Origin of the sequence: Variovorax sp. LjRoot290, assembly GCF_964253985.1 — a bacterium.
In the GTDB taxonomy this organism is placed as follows: Bacteria; Pseudomonadota; Gammaproteobacteria; order Burkholderiales; family Burkholderiaceae_C; genus Variovorax.
Window position 1 is genome coordinate 4,976,330 of sequence record NZ_CAXURW020000001.1, and the last position, 13,262, is coordinate 4,989,591.

Annotated in this window: 8 protein-coding genes; 3 read left to right on the forward strand and 5 right to left on the reverse strand. The window is 70.7% G+C overall.

The genetic code is table 11. The features are described from left to right. The first annotated feature begins 1 nt into the window (after position 1). Positions 2-2,596 carry a winged helix-turn-helix domain-containing protein gene (locus ACSQ9A_RS24640; RefSeq protein WP_436305558.1) on the forward strand — a complete coding sequence of 865 codons (2,595 nt, stop codon included), beginning with the start codon at positions 2-4 and terminating at the stop codon, positions 2,594-2,596. Here ACSQ9A_RS24640 and ACSQ9A_RS24645 read toward each other — a convergent pair. Both ACSQ9A_RS24645 and ACSQ9A_RS24650 read right to left on the reverse strand, forming a co-directional pair. Next, positions 2,559-6,323, reverse strand: coding sequence for an alpha/beta fold hydrolase (locus ACSQ9A_RS24645; protein WP_436305559.1), 3,765 nt, complete (start codon positions 6,321-6,323; stop codon positions 2,559-2,561). The genes ACSQ9A_RS24640 and ACSQ9A_RS24645 overlap by 38 nt on opposite strands. Before the next feature lie 2 nt (positions 6,324-6,325). Continuing rightward, positions 6,326-7,846, reverse strand: a complete 1,521-nt coding sequence (locus tag ACSQ9A_RS24650; RefSeq protein WP_436305560.1) for a hypothetical protein — start codon at positions 7,844-7,846, stop codon at positions 6,326-6,328. A 246-nt stretch (positions 7,847-8,092) separates the two neighbouring features. Between ACSQ9A_RS24650 and ACSQ9A_RS24655 the strand changes: the two genes are divergently transcribed. Together ACSQ9A_RS24655 and ACSQ9A_RS24660 are read left to right on the forward strand one after the other, a co-directional pair. After that, a complete protein-coding gene (locus ACSQ9A_RS24655; RefSeq protein WP_436305561.1) occupies positions 8,093-8,746 on the forward strand; it encodes an N-acetyltransferase family protein in 654 nt (217 codons plus the stop codon). Between the two features lie 63 nt (positions 8,747-8,809). Next, positions 8,810-10,246, forward strand: coding sequence for a cytochrome P450 (locus tag ACSQ9A_RS24660; protein ID WP_436305562.1), 1,437 nt, complete (start codon positions 8,810-8,812; stop codon positions 10,244-10,246). On the opposite strand, the gene ACSQ9A_RS24665 is transcribed toward ACSQ9A_RS24660, so the two are convergent. Genes ACSQ9A_RS24665 through ACSQ9A_RS24675 form a run of 3 tightly spaced genes read right to left on the reverse strand, consistent with a single transcriptional unit; the run spans position 10,229 to position 13,220 of the window. Next, complete coding sequence (locus tag ACSQ9A_RS24665; RefSeq protein WP_093103818.1) at positions 10,229-10,831, reverse strand: SCO family protein; 603 nt, start codon at positions 10,829-10,831, stop codon at positions 10,229-10,231. The genes ACSQ9A_RS24660 and ACSQ9A_RS24665 overlap by 18 nt on opposite strands. After that, complete coding sequence (locus tag ACSQ9A_RS24670) at positions 10,828-11,280, reverse strand: hypothetical protein (RefSeq protein ID WP_436305563.1); 453 nt, start codon at positions 11,278-11,280, stop codon at positions 10,828-10,830. Before ACSQ9A_RS24670 ends, ACSQ9A_RS24665 begins: the two co-directional genes overlap by 4 nt. Positions 11,281-11,312: 32 nt before the next feature. After that, complete coding sequence (locus ACSQ9A_RS24675) at positions 11,313-13,220, reverse strand: galactose oxidase-like domain-containing protein (protein ID WP_436305564.1); 1,908 nt, start codon at positions 13,218-13,220, stop codon at positions 11,313-11,315. Between the last annotated feature and the right edge of the window lie 42 nt (positions 13,221-13,262).

Here is a 13,262-nt window from a genome sequence, read left to right on the forward strand (position 1 = left end):
ATTGCGCCCTTCCACCCGGCAACTGCTGGTAGGGGGCCAGCCCGCCAACCTGGGGAGCCGCGCCTTCGATGTGCTTTCGGCCTTGATCGCGCACCGCGAGCGGATGCTGACCAAGAACGAGCTGCTCGAGATGGTGTGGCCGAACCTGGTGGTGGAGGAAAACAACCTCCAGGTGCATGTGAGCGCGCTGCGCAAGCTGCTGGGGCCCAAAGCCATCGTCACGATTCCGGGCCGCGGCTATCGCTTCGCCGCCGCGCTGGACGCCCTGCCCGCTTTGGCCGCGGTCGCCGCGGTTGCCGCGAGCGCCGGGGCGCCCGCATCGAGTCCCAGGGGCGCTCCCATGGCATCTGCCGCCAGGGCCCTGCGCTCGGACACCGGCAACCTGCCTGCCCTGCTGCCCCCCTTGCTGGGCCGGGATGCCGAGCTGGCGATGCTGCGCGAGCTGGTGCTGCAGCAGCATCGGCTGCTCAGCCTGCTGGGGCCGGGCGGCATCGGCAAGACCAGCCTGGCCCGCGCCGCCGCCCGCCAGGTGGCGCACGACTTCCGGGACGGCGCCTGGATGGTGGAGCTGGCCTCCATCTCGGACCCGGCCGCGCTGCCCGGCGCGGTGGCGCTCGCCTTGAGCATCAACCTGCCCGGCCGGGCCGACGCGAGCGTCGAGCTGGCCGAACGTCTGCGCGGCCACGAACTGCTGGTGCTGGACAACTGCGAGCACCTGATCGAGCCCGTGGCTGCGCTCGTGGGCTACTTGCTCGAAGCCGTGCCCAAGCTGCATGTCCTGGTCACGAGCCAGGAGCCCTTGAAGCTGGCCACCGAGCGGCCGGTCCGGCTCGGCGCCCTGGCAGTGCCGGACCATGCCGTCCTGGCCGACGCGGCGACGCATGGCGCGGTGGCCCTGTTCGTGGCTCGCGTCGGCGCCATGCAGCCGGGCTTCCGGCTCGACGAAGGCAATCTGGACGCGGTGGTGGACATTTGCCGCGAGCTCGACGGCCTGCCGCTGGCGCTGGAACTCGCCGCCGCGCGCGTGCCGCTCCTGGGCGTGCAGGGCGTGCGGCAGCACCTGGCCCAGCGCCTGCATGTGCTGAAGAGCGGCGTGCGCGATGCGCCTTCGCGCCATCGCACCCTGCGCACCACGCTCGATTGGAGCCATGCGCTGCTGAGCCCGGATGAGCAGAAGGTGTTCCGCCGGCTCGGCGTGTTCGTCGGCGGCTTCGGCCTCGAACTGGCGCAGCAGGTGGCGTCCGACGAGAGCATCGATATCTGGGCCGTGCTGGACCATCTCGGCAACCTGGTCGACAAGTCGATCGTCGTGGTCGATGCCGGCCCGGTGCCGCGCTACCGCCTGCTGGAGACGGCCCGCGTCTACGCCCGCGAGCAGCTCGAGGCGGCCTCCGAATGGGACAGCCTGCGACAATGGCATGCGCGCTGCATGCAGTCGGCGCTCGACCGGCGCGTGCGTGCCGGCCACCTGGGCGCCGAGACGGTGGACCAGTGGGTGCTGGCCTGCAGCCCCGAGATCGACAACCTGCGCAGCGCGATCGAATGGGCCTGCGGCCCCGGCGGCGATGCCGCGCTGGCGCTCGACCTGGTGAACATCGCCGCGGTGCTGATGTACCAGGCAGGCCGCTACCCCGAATGCCTGCGCTGGATGCTGATGGCCGAGCCCCTGATCGACGAGGCCACGCCGGCGCAGGTGGTGGCCGAGTTCAGCCTCGGCCTGGCGCTGGTCGGGCTGCACGGCGGCATCAGCGCGCAGCGGCGGATGCAACTGCTCGACCGGGCCTGCGACATCTTCGAGCGGCAGCCGCCGCACGGCCTGCTGGCCCTCACCCTGTGCTCGAACGCCTACGTGGCGGCCGTGAGCGGCGATTTCGACAGCGCCGAGCGCAGGCTGGCGCAATGCCGCGAGCTGGTCGAGCAACCCGGCCTGCGCCCCTTCAAGGGCACCTGGCTGTACTGCACGGGCATGGTGCGGCGCTACCAGGACCAGCCCGTCCAGGCGCTGTCTGCCTTCTCCCAGGCGCTGCCGCTGGTGCGGTCGGAGGGCAACGCGCGCACGCTGTTCCATGTGCTCAACAACCTGGCTGCCATGCATCACGAACTGGGGCATGTCGACGAGGCGGTGGCCCAGTTCCGCGGGCTCATCGACCATTTGCAGCGCTCGCCGCTGGCCGATGCGCAGATGATGGCCTTCGCGCTGAACTGGTACGCGCATGCGCTGACCGGTCAGGGCGCGCTCGAGGAGGCCCAGGCCCAGGTGCTTCGAAGCCTGCCGCATTGCCGCCGTTCGGTCGGGCTGCGCCACTTCGCGGGCATGCTGGCGCTGCTGGCGGCGCGCCAGGGCCGGCTGCGCGAGGCCGCGTTGCTGATCGGCTGCGACGACGCCGCGCGCCAGCGGCGCGGCGAGCGGCGCTCGCCCAGCGACGACCGCGCGATGGCGGCCGCCCTGGCGCTCATCGGTGCCTCGCATCCGGCGGCCAGCATCGAGGCCTGGCGCCTCGAAGGGGCCGGGCTCGACGAGGACGCCATCATGGCGCTGGTGTCCGAGCGGCACCTTCTCAACGCTGCCTCGGGTCCGCACGTTCGAGCTGCGTGATCAGGTAGGGGAAGACGTCCCGCGCCGCATCGCGCCCGATGAACAGGTCCATGTGGGCGTAGCCGTCGAAGATGTGGCGCGTGTAGAGCGCCGGGTCGTTGAAGGCCGACAGCCAGCTCTGCGTGCGGATGCAGGTTTCCGGGAAGAAGAGCTGGTTGCCGGCGCCGGCCACGAAGCTGATCGGCAGCGCCAGCCGCGGCGCGTTCTCCGGCACGACGTAGACGTCGCGCCCCTCGCTGTCCACCGCCTTGGCCTGCTGCATCATCAGGCTCAGCTGCTCGAAGGGGCGCAGTGACACGCAGCCGAACATTTCCGCCAGCGCCGTGTGGGTGGCGTTGTTCAGCTGCGCATGCGCATACGAGGGGCCGAAGATGGAGAACACGCGGCGGCACAGCGGGTTCTTGCATTCCTCGCCGGCGGGAATGGGCACCTTCCAGGCGAGCGTGTCGATTTCGCGGTCCAGGTCGGTGGTGCCGGGCACGCTGTCGAAGCGGTCCTCCAGCGGTGCATAGCCTTCCAGCAGCCGGGCCAGGCCGAGATCGGCCTTGGCGTAGTTGAGCCAGTTCGTCACCGGATGCAGCGTCAGCTGCGAGGAGACGATCGACCGCACGCCGGTCATGCCGTCGAGCAAGGCCATCAGCAGGCTCATCGAACCGACGCAGTGCGCGATCGCCTGCAGATCCCGTGCGCCCGTGGCCTCCAGGATGAAGCGCACCGCGGCCGGCCAGTCGATGCGGGCGATGTCGTCGATGGTGAAGGGGGCGATCGGGCTGCCGGAATCGGGGCTGGCCCGGTAATCGAACAGCCACACGTCCCAGCCGCGCGCACAGAGCGCTTCCACCAGGTTCTGCTCCACCGTGTCGGTGGCGAAGGACGACGCCCGCACCGAGAAGCCCGGCGCCAGCACCACCGGCCCGCGCGCGCCGCCGGCATAGCGGGTGAGCTTGATCCGGAAGCCGTCGCCGACGTCCACGCTGTGCGGCACCGGCACCGGTGCGTGCAATGCGCGCCGCTGCAGCTGGGGGAGGTCGAGCGCCGGGAAGTTGTTCAGGTCCGCCAGCAGTCCGCCGTAGGCGCGGAACAGCGTCGTGGCGAAGAAGCCGCCGAACTTGGCCAGGTAGGCGGCGTTGATGGCGTCGCGCGCGGCCGGCACCTGCTGTTCCACCTCACCCAGCAGGTTCGCGGGCGGCTCGAGCTTGATGGAGGAGGCCTGCCACAGGAGATCGTCGAGGTCGAGCGTCAGGATGCCCTGCGCGACCAGCGGGCTCTCGGCGCTTTCCACGTCGTGCACGCGCACGAACAGCGTGGTGGTGTCGGTCCAGGGTGAGGACCCGGGCCGCTGGTGCAGCAGCTTGTGGCCCTTGAAGCGCAGCCGCGAGTCGCCGCGCTGCAGCATCATCTCGTAGGTCATGGTCCAGGTTTCCACGCGCTGCGCATCGGCCGGCAGCAGGTGGAACACGCCGCTCACCACCGGCATCGGCTCGTGCCACAGCGCCGGGCAGGTGACGGTGCCGGAGATGGTTGCGGCGTGGGTCGGGTCCGAGACCATCGCGTGCAGGTCGTGGGTATGGATGGTCAGCTCGAAGCACATCGTCTGGTTGCGCACGCGGCCCCAGGCGCAGGCGACTTCGTAGTCGTCGGCGATGCGGCGCGCCGCGTCGGGGCGCGCGACCACCGCGTCGGTGCTGATCCAGCCATGCATGGTTTCGGTGAACTGGAAGCTCGGGCTGAGCAGCGCCGGATCCTTCTCGATGAGCTTCTTGATCGCGTACTTCGCCAGCTCGATGGCGCCTGTTTCGAGATTCCCGGTCACGCTCTGGAGCAGCGCTTCGGCGTCATGCGCGATCGACGAGATCTCGCGCTCCAGGCGCTCCAGCAGGCCCGAAGGAGGCGCGGCTGGAGGCGAGGATGCGCTGCTGCGCGCCGGCAAGATCTGGCGTGGCTTCAGGCCGAGCTCGATCGCCCAGCCTCGCGCGTCGCACAGGTTCTGGCAGGCGCGCTCGGCCAGCGCGGTGATGGTCAGCAGCGGATTCACGCCTGCCGCGCCCGGCAGCACCGCGCCGTCGCAGACGTACAGGCCCTCGTGCACCGCCTCGCCGTCGTTGCCCGAGAACACCTGGCTCTGGTGGTTGACCACGCCATCGCGCGCACTGTCGCCCATGCCGCAGCCGCCGAGCGGGTGCACGGTGATCAGCTTGCGGCCGAGCGATTCGGCCGACAGCGGGTTCGGGATGAACTGGCCCTGGACCGCGTCGTTGGCAGCCTTCAGCCACGCCTCGTCCCTGGCGATCGTGGGGCTGGCGCCGGCGTTCGGCCAGTCGATGCGCAGCCGGTCGTCCTCGAGGTGCAGGCGGCCGGCCGCCTCGTCCACGCTCATCACCAGGTAGGTCTGCGTGCGGGCCACCGCGCCGCTGTAGGCCAGTTGGGTCAGGCTGCCGGGGTCGCCCTGTACCGCCTCGCCCAGGGCCTGGGCATCGAGCAGGCGGGACTTGGCCTGGGTGGCGCCGTACGCGAACTCGCCGCCCAGCATGGCGTCGGCGAAGAACAGCGCCGGCGTCAGCAGCGGAGCCAGCGCGCCGGGGATCACGCCCTCCTCGATCACCAGCCCGTCGCCCACCTCGGGCGTCTGGCGCATGTCGATCACGCCGGTGATGCACGGCCCCGGCAGATCGGCCGGCGCGACCTCGTTGCGCCCCGTGCCCACGCCGTTGATCTTGCGCTGGACCGCCTGGCCCTCCGCATCGGTGCCGGACTGCCAGTAGCTGTTGTAGCCCAGGGCGAGCACATCGCCGTTGCCGGAAAAGCGCTGGCCGAGCCGGTCCGACAGCGGCAGGCCGTGCGCCTTGGAGCGCAGCAGGATCTCGGTCGAGCCCAGGGCGCCTGCGCCGAGCATCACCACATCGGCGCTGACGCTGCGCCGGCCAGCGGCCCCCTGCGCGGCCGGGCCGTCCGGACCCCGCAAGCCAACCTCGTCGAAGAACACGCGCCAGCGCGCGCCGTCGCGCTCGACGTGGCTGACCCGCGCGCCCGTGAAGATCTGCGCGCCGTGGCCGTGCGCGTCGGGCAGGTAGTTCATGCGCGTGGTGTTCTTCGCACCCACGTTGCAGCCGCTGGTGCAATCGCCGCACAGGTTGCAGCGCGGCTGCGTCACGCCGAACGGGTTCACCTGGTCGACGAAGTTCACCGCGATCGGCGGGCGCTTGAACGGCTTCTTCATCGCCGCGGCCGATTTCTGCAGCGCCAGCAGCTTGTTCAGCGGCGGGAAGTCTTCCGAATCCTCGGGATAGGGCGAGGGGTCGAGCATCTGCCGGGCGCGTGCGATGTAGGGATCGAGCAGCTTCGGGTCGCGGCGGAACTCGGCCGGCCAGGGCGTCGCGTCGAACAGGCGCGGATCGATCTCCAGCGCGACGTTGGCATTGATCAGCGAGGTGCCGCCCAGGCCGCAGCCCACCATCGCCAGCATGTCGTCGTTCAGGTGCAGGTTGTACAGGCCGTCGGGCGCGCCGAGCTTGCCGCGCGCACCGTCGATCTGCATGTCGGCCTGCGCGGTGGCGATGTCGTTCGGGAACTGGCCGGGCAGGATCTCGCGGCCGCGCTCCAGCACGCAGACCGTCTGGCCGGCACGCGCGAGGCGCGAAGCCGCCACGCCGGCGCCATAGCCGGAACCCACCACGACCACCGTGTAGTGCGAGGCGATCTCGTCGAGTGAGCGGGAAATGGGCTTCATCGTCATGCGTTCGCCTTTGCCATCGTCTTTGCCCGGGCCTGCATCTCGGCCCGTGCGTCCGCAATCACCGCGACCGAGGCGGTGAAGAATTCGTCGAGCAGCAGCGTGGCGCGGCTCTGCGTGGCCTGTTGCGCGTTGCGCGAGAACGCCGCCCAGGCCGGTGCCGTGCGTTCGATGCCGGCGGCCAGCGCCGCCAGCATCGGGTTGTCGCGGTCGCGGAAACCGCCGATGCCGCGTGCGTGCACGGGGGGCATGCGCCCGTTCACCGGATCGTTGAACAGGCGCAGCGACGCGACGTTCAGCGCATCGTCGATGAACATGGCCGAGGCGCCCTGCGTGGTGGTCATGGTGGGCTGGTCCATCACCCAGCCGCCGGTGTTGAAGATGCCGACCGGCCGGTCGAAGCCGGCCACCGGCAGCTCGTCCTCGAAAGGCTTGTGGCTGTGGCCGAAGACGAAGCTGAAATCCAGCTCCGACGGCTTGAGCCCGGCCTGCTCGAGCTGCAGCTTCACCGGCCCCGACAGGTACCAGCGCAGGTCCGCCACGTCGTCGGCGCTCATCACTTCGGCATAGCCGTCGCGCTGCGACTCGGCGCCCCGGCCCAGCGTGGCGTCGAGCGTGCCGAGCACGAGCTGGCTGACCGTGATGCCCTGGAACACGTCCATGCTCCCGCTCATGCCGAAGTTCTGGTCGAGCTTGGCCACCAGCAGGGCGGCCAGCCGTTGCGAGAAGTCATGCGATGCGGCGGCATCGCGCATCACCTCGTAGAGCTTGCCGGCGCCAGCCCCGGTCATGCCGGAACTGCCGAGGTCGGACCACATGAAGTCGACCCAGGCGCCGTTCTGGCCCTCCAGGTCCGAGATCGTCACGGTGTCGGGGTTGCGTCCCGCGCTCCGGCCCGGAGCCTGCGCATTCAGGATCGTCATCACCCGGTACATCGGGTCGATGTAGTGCCCGTGGTGCAGCACGACGCAGCGGCGGCGCGACGCATCGAGCAGGCCGAGATTCGGGTAGGCGATGTCCACCCGCGCGTCGGCCAGGCCCGGGCAGCCGGCCACGAGCCGCGTCAGCATCGACGAAGCGATCCGGGCGGCACCGGCCACGTCTCCCTCTACAGCGTCCTCGAACAGCGCGGTGTGCTTGATCAGGTCGTCCTCGATGCGGCCCTGCTGCAGCGCGTCCTGGAACTGCTGGTCCTGTGCGATGCGCCAGAGATGGTGGTCGTGGTTGCCGGGCACGTACAGCACGCGCGGGGCGAACACCGGACGGCCGCCGTCCTGCATCACCGTCTCCACGAAGCACCGGAAGGCCGCCGCCACGTCGCCCATCGGCGACAGGCCCATGTCGAGCACGTCGCCCAGCAGGATCAGTGTCGGGGGCGGGCCGTCCATGGTGGACAGCAGCTGGCGCAAGGCGCTGCCGAAGGCGATCTGGGTGTCGCTGGGGCGGCCGGGATCGGGCCGTCCCTGCGCGTCGGCGTAGGTCAGGGTGCTGTAGGCGGCGCCGAGGTGAAGGTCGGACAAGCAGACATAACGCGGTGCATTCAAGGCCATGGTTCGTGGGCGGATCGGTGGACCCGGCCGGGTCCGTGCCGAGACTGTCGCCGAAGGCGGCCGCGGCGTCATGAATTCGGCCCTTAAGCGTTCTGAATTCGGGAGGCCGGCGGCCGCCTGAAGCGGGCTTCAGCACGCTTCAGTACTACTTAAGGACTGGAAGGGCGCGGCGCGAGAAGCTTGGCACTCCTTTTCACCAGCCAACGGAATAGCCCCATGCTCAAGCTGAACACCACCCCGGCCGCAGCCATCGCCGCGACGCGGCGTGCCGTGGGACTGCCTCGGCACGTGCGGCTGCGCAACGGCGTACCGGCCCAGATCCGTTCCCTGCGCTCCGACGACGCGAAGCGCTTCGGCGGCTTCGTCGCCAGGCTGTCGGCCGCGTCGCGCTACGAGCGCTTCGGCCGCGGCTTCGGTGCCTGCTCGCCGGCCATGCTGCTGGATCTGGTCAACGTGGACGGCGTTCGCCATGCCGGCTTCGTCGCCACGCTGAGGCTGGACCACGACGAGGAGGTGATCGGGGAGGCGCGCTACGACGTCGGCGCGGACGGCGACTGCGCGGAGCTGACGCTTGTCGTGGCCGACTTCTGGCAGGGCCAGGGGCTGGCCGAGCAATTGCTCGATCGCCTGCTCGAAGCGGCGCGCGATGCCGGCCTGCACCGGCTTGTCGGCGAGGTGCCGTCTTCCAACCGCCGGATGATTCGCTTCATGCAGCGCATGGGCTTCGTCGCGTGCGCCCAGGGCGCCGATCGGCCGGTGCTGCGCATGGAACGTGGCGTGGCCCCGCGGCTGCAGCAGGCGCTCGCGCCGCGGCCCGTGGACGTGCTGCGGCGCTGGCTGAACAACCAGCTCTTCCAGTTCGGCTTCTGAATGGCCTCCCGTGGCGAGATAAGATGCCGCGCTTTTAGCGCGCCGGCGCACGAAGGGACCGACATGGCGATCACCACCGATGGACCGCGTGCGGATGCACCTCTGCGGCGTATTCGCGAGCTGCCGGGGCCGCGCGGCCTGCCTCTGCTGGGCAATGCCCTCCAGATCGAGCGCGAACGCCTGCACCAGAAGGTCGAGCAGTGGGCGCGCGAGTACGGCGAGACCTACCGCTTCCGCATCGCCTCCCGCGAGTTCGTCGTCATCTCCAACCCGGGGACGGTCGCCGCGGTGCTGCGCGACCGGCCCGACGGATTCCAGCGCGGCGCAAAGCTCAACGCGGCGGCTCGCACGCTGGGCTTCAATGGCCTGTTCACCATCAACGGCGACGAATGGAGGCGGCACCGGCCCATGGTGCTGCGTGGCCTGGACCCGACCCACATCAAGGCCTTCCATCCGACGCTGGTGAAGGTCACGCAGCGTTTCGAGGGCCGCTGGCGCCGGGCCGCGGAGGCCGGACAGCCGATCGACCTGCAGGCGGACCTGATGCGCTACACCGTCGACGTGACCGCGGGCCTGGCCTTCGGCACGGACATCAACACGTTGGAGTCGGACGAGGAGGTGATCCAGCAGCACCTGGACAAGCTGCTGCCCGCGCTGGCCAAGCGCGTGCTGTCGCCGCTGCCGCGCTGGCTGACGCGGCGCGACCGGGCGGTGGAAGCGGATCTGGCGGCGGTGCACGGCGCCGTGAACGGCTTCATCGCCGCCGCGAGGCAACGGCTCGCCGACGAGCCTGAACTGCGCGAGCACCCCCGCAACCTCATCGAAGCCATGGTCGCCGAGCGCGACCGGCCCGGCTCCGAGCTGACCGACGAGGACGTTTCCGGCAACATGCTGACCATGCTGCTGGCCGGCGAGGACACGACGGCCAACACGCTGGCGTGGATGATCTGGCTGCTGCATCGCCATCCCGAGGCCGCGCAACGGGCCGCCGAGGAAGTGCGCAGCGTGATCGGCGAGGGATCGCATCCCACCCACGAGCAGCTGGGCCAGCTCGATTTCGTGGAAGCCTGCGCGCACGAGACGATGCGGCTGAAGCCGGTCGCCCCGCTCCTCATCCAGGAGGCCGTGCGCGATACCGTGGTGGACGGTGTGGCAGTGCCTGCCGGCACGCCGGTGATGTGCCTGATGCGCCCCGGGGCCGTGAATGCCGCGCATTTCGCCGATCCCGAGGCGTTCCGGCCGGAACGCTGGCTCGCCGGGGATGGCCCGGGCCGGGCCGCGGGCTCGGCCAAGCGGGTCGCCATGCCTTTCGGCGCCGGGCCGCGCACCTGTCCTGGCCGCTACCTCGCGCTGTCGGAGATGAAGATGGTGGCCGCCATGCTGCTCGGCGCGTTCGAGATCGCGGACGTATCCACCGCCGACGGCATGGAAGTGCAGGAGCGGCTGGCGTTCACGATGTCGCCCGTAGGCCTGAGGCTGCGGCTACGCAACGCGCCGTAGCGCGGCCATGACCTCGGCCGCCGGCGGCAGCTCGCTGGTACGCCAGACCAGCCGAGCGTGGCGATCGAACAGATAAACCTGGCCGGTATGGCGGTCGCCCGCGGCCGCGCCCCCCTTGAACAGCGAGAGCATCGGGTCGAGCGCCTCGGGGGCAGGCGCCGCCGCGCTCCATGTGGGCCTGGCGCCGAAGCGCCGCAGCCAGGCGCTCAGGGCGGCGGGGTCGTCGGCCAGCGGGTCGATGCTCAGCGACAGCAGGCGCGCCGCCGCATCGCGCTCGGCCAGCAACGCGGCCTGCAGCGCCGAGAACAAGGCGCCCTGGATCGGGCAGACCGTGCTGCAGCCGGTGAACATCAATTGAACGGCGGTCGGGGCGCCGCGCAGCTGCGCCGCGAGCGTCGGCGCGGCGCCGTCGTGACGCCGCAGCGGCAAGGCCGGCGCCGCCACGGCCGGCATCACCGGGCCGACGCCGGCGTTGGCACGGGCGGCCGGCGGCACCCCCAGCCACGCCAGCGCACCGGCGGCAAGCAGGCGCCGGCGCCCGGGGGATGCAACCCGGGATGGGACGAGGGGGCGATGCGCGTTCATTCGGGACGGCCCTGCGTCAGGTAGTCCCACAAGGCCGCGCACTGGCCATCGTCGGCATCGAAGCGCGGCATGGTTCGGGGCAACACGACGTGGGCCGGATCGACGCCGGTGCGCAGCGTGCGGCAGAAGGACGCCTGCTCGTACGCGACGGGCGGGCCGCCCCGGCGCGGGCGGGCTTCGCGCAGCTGGCGCCGGTCCAGCGGCGGCGCGAAATTGGAGGCCGCGGCGGTGGACTTGCCAGGGCCGGCGTGGCACTGGGTGCAGCGCGTCGCCGCGACCGGCAGCGGCGCGCTGTGGCCGGACAGCGTGCCGGCGAGCGGCTCGGTGCCGTCGAACAGGCGCGCGCCGCGCGCCACCGAGGCCGGCACGGTGGGTTCGCGCCACGCCAGGCCCGCGGCCAGTGCGGTTGCGAGCGCCAGCGCCATCGCCATCGCCATCGCCATCGCCATCGGGAGCCTCAGCTTGCGAAGCGCGCCGGCCACTAGCGGATGTTGATGGTGCGCGCCACGCTGGGCACGCCGCTGCCGTCCAGCGCGAACAGCATGTAGTTGCCCGGCAGCACCACGCCGCGATCGGCCGGAATGCCCAGCTGGTAGTTGCCTGCCGTGCCCGTGAAGGAGAGCGGGATGCGACGCTGGTCGGTGTTGACCGAGTGAGTGGCCGACGCCATGCGCACCAATGCAAAGCTGGCCGCCGCGCGGTCGGTGGCCACGGCGATCTGGCTGCCCCATGTGGCGGTGGCCGGCGCGGCCGTGATGGCCGGGCGGGGTGCCGGCGTTCCGTCGGGCGCCAGCAGGTAGGGTGGCGTGTAGATCTCCGCGTCCGGGTGGTCGGCAGGGCAGGCGCACAGCCCGCCGCCGCCCGCCAGCACGCGTCCGTCCAGCAGCAGCAACGCCACGCTGTGGTAGTTGCGCGGTCTCTGCATCGGCGGCAGGGTGATGAAGCTCTCGAGCACCGGGCTCCACAGCTCGGTAGCCAGCACGCTGTAGGAGTCGGAGAAGGTCACGGGCTGCGTCTGGCCGCCGATCACAAGCACCTCGCCGTTGGGCAGCACCACGCTGTTGACGAAGGTGCGGCCATAGGCCATGGGCGAGACCTTGCGCACCGTGGGTGGGTTCGGCGCGCCCGCATTGATGTCGATGATGTAGGCGGTCTTGAAGGCGTTGCCGCTGTCGTGGTTCGGCGCGCCGCCGAGCTTGAGGATCTTGCCGATGTCGTACATCACGGCGCTGGCGGTCATGGCGTACGGGTCGTCGCTGCGCGGGCCGGCCTGCAGGATGGCGCCGCTGTCGCGCGTGTCGATCCAGTGCATCGCGGCGGCGGGACCGGCGTGGAACACCCAGCCGCCGGCGGCGCCGAACAGCCACATGTGGTTGTCGCCTCGGTAGACCCCGGCCTCGTCCGGGCCGGCCAGCGGCGGGTTGGAGACATTGCTCGCGTCCGGCATGTTGGCCGGTACGCCGGACAGCGTGCGCCAGGTCCTGGTGCTGGCCGACCACACCTCGCCATACTTGCCGCCCAGTCCGCCGTTCCACGAACCACCGACCGTGAATACGGAGCCGTCGGACATCGTGGTGCTGGACTGGTAGGCACGTGCGATCCCGAGTTGCGCACCCGTCACCCAGCCGCCCAGCGCCGGGTCGTAGATCGAGGTCTTCACCGCATCGCTGCCGCCGGTGACCAGCACGCTGCCGTCGGCCAGCAGGCTGAGGCCAGGGCAGAACATCTGGTGGCCCGTGGCCGTGACTGTCAGGGGGCTCGACGATCGCGTGGCGGGATCGAACACCGAGGTGTAGGTGTAGGCCTCGTTGCTGCTCGAGCTGAAGCTGGTGGGCGAGCGGGCCGCCCACAGCAGCAGCTTGCCGTCCGGCAGGTTGGCGGCCGAGGCAGGCACGAGCGGCAGCGCGATCGGATCGGACCAGGGCTTGACGGCAGCGGTGGACTGCGCCGCGGTGTATCCGGCTGCCGTGAAGCTGTACTCGTTGGATGGCAGCCACTTTCCCTTGAATCGGGAGCGCAGCCGGACCACGAGTCCCGCGCCGTCCGTGGGCAGGTTTGTCACCGTCAGCGTGGTCGCGCTGGTCACGGTGTCGACCACCGGTGTCGCCGAGGAGGTCGACTGGATCGCGAAGCCGTACTGGTTGGCGCCGGTGTTGGTCCAGACGAAGGTCGCGCTGCGGCTGGCGAATTTGGTGCCGGGGGGCGGACTGGTCAGGATCGCAGGCTCTCCGCCCGGCGCCGGCCTGCTCGATGCGGACACGTCCGCGGGCGCCGCGTTGGCGCCCTGCGCTCTGCCGCCGCCTCCGTCGTCGCCGCCGCACCAAGCCAGGAACACCAGGGACGCATAAGCAAGGCCGCGCAAGGCGCGCGCCGATGGAACGCTGGTCATCGTTCCTCCTTTTTTGATCTTCATCCGACAGGTGCCAGCTTA

What these genes read in the sequence shown, in the direction of transcription:
- ACSQ9A_RS24645 (WP_436305559.1), bottom strand. Translation starts at nt 6,323, where the DNA reads ATGAAGCCCATTTCCCGCTCACTCGACGAGATCGCCTCGCACTACACG.
- ACSQ9A_RS24655 (WP_436305561.1), top strand. Translation starts at nt 8,093, where the DNA reads ATGCTCAAGCTGAACACCACCCCGGCCGCAGCCATCGCCGCGACGCGG.
- ACSQ9A_RS24660 (WP_436305562.1), top strand. Translation starts at nt 8,810, where the DNA reads ATGGCGATCACCACCGATGGACCGCGTGCGGATGCACCTCTGCGGCGT.
- ACSQ9A_RS24665 (WP_093103818.1), bottom strand. Translation starts at nt 10,831, where the DNA reads ATGAACGCGCATCGCCCCCTCGTCCCATCCCGGGTTGCATCCCCCGGG.
- ACSQ9A_RS24670 (WP_436305563.1), bottom strand. Translation starts at nt 11,280, where the DNA reads ATGGCGATGGCGATGGCGATGGCGATGGCGCTGGCGCTCGCAACCGCA.
- ACSQ9A_RS24675 (WP_436305564.1), bottom strand. Translation starts at nt 13,220, where the DNA reads ATGACCAGCGTTCCATCGGCGCGCGCCTTGCGCGGCCTTGCTTATGCG.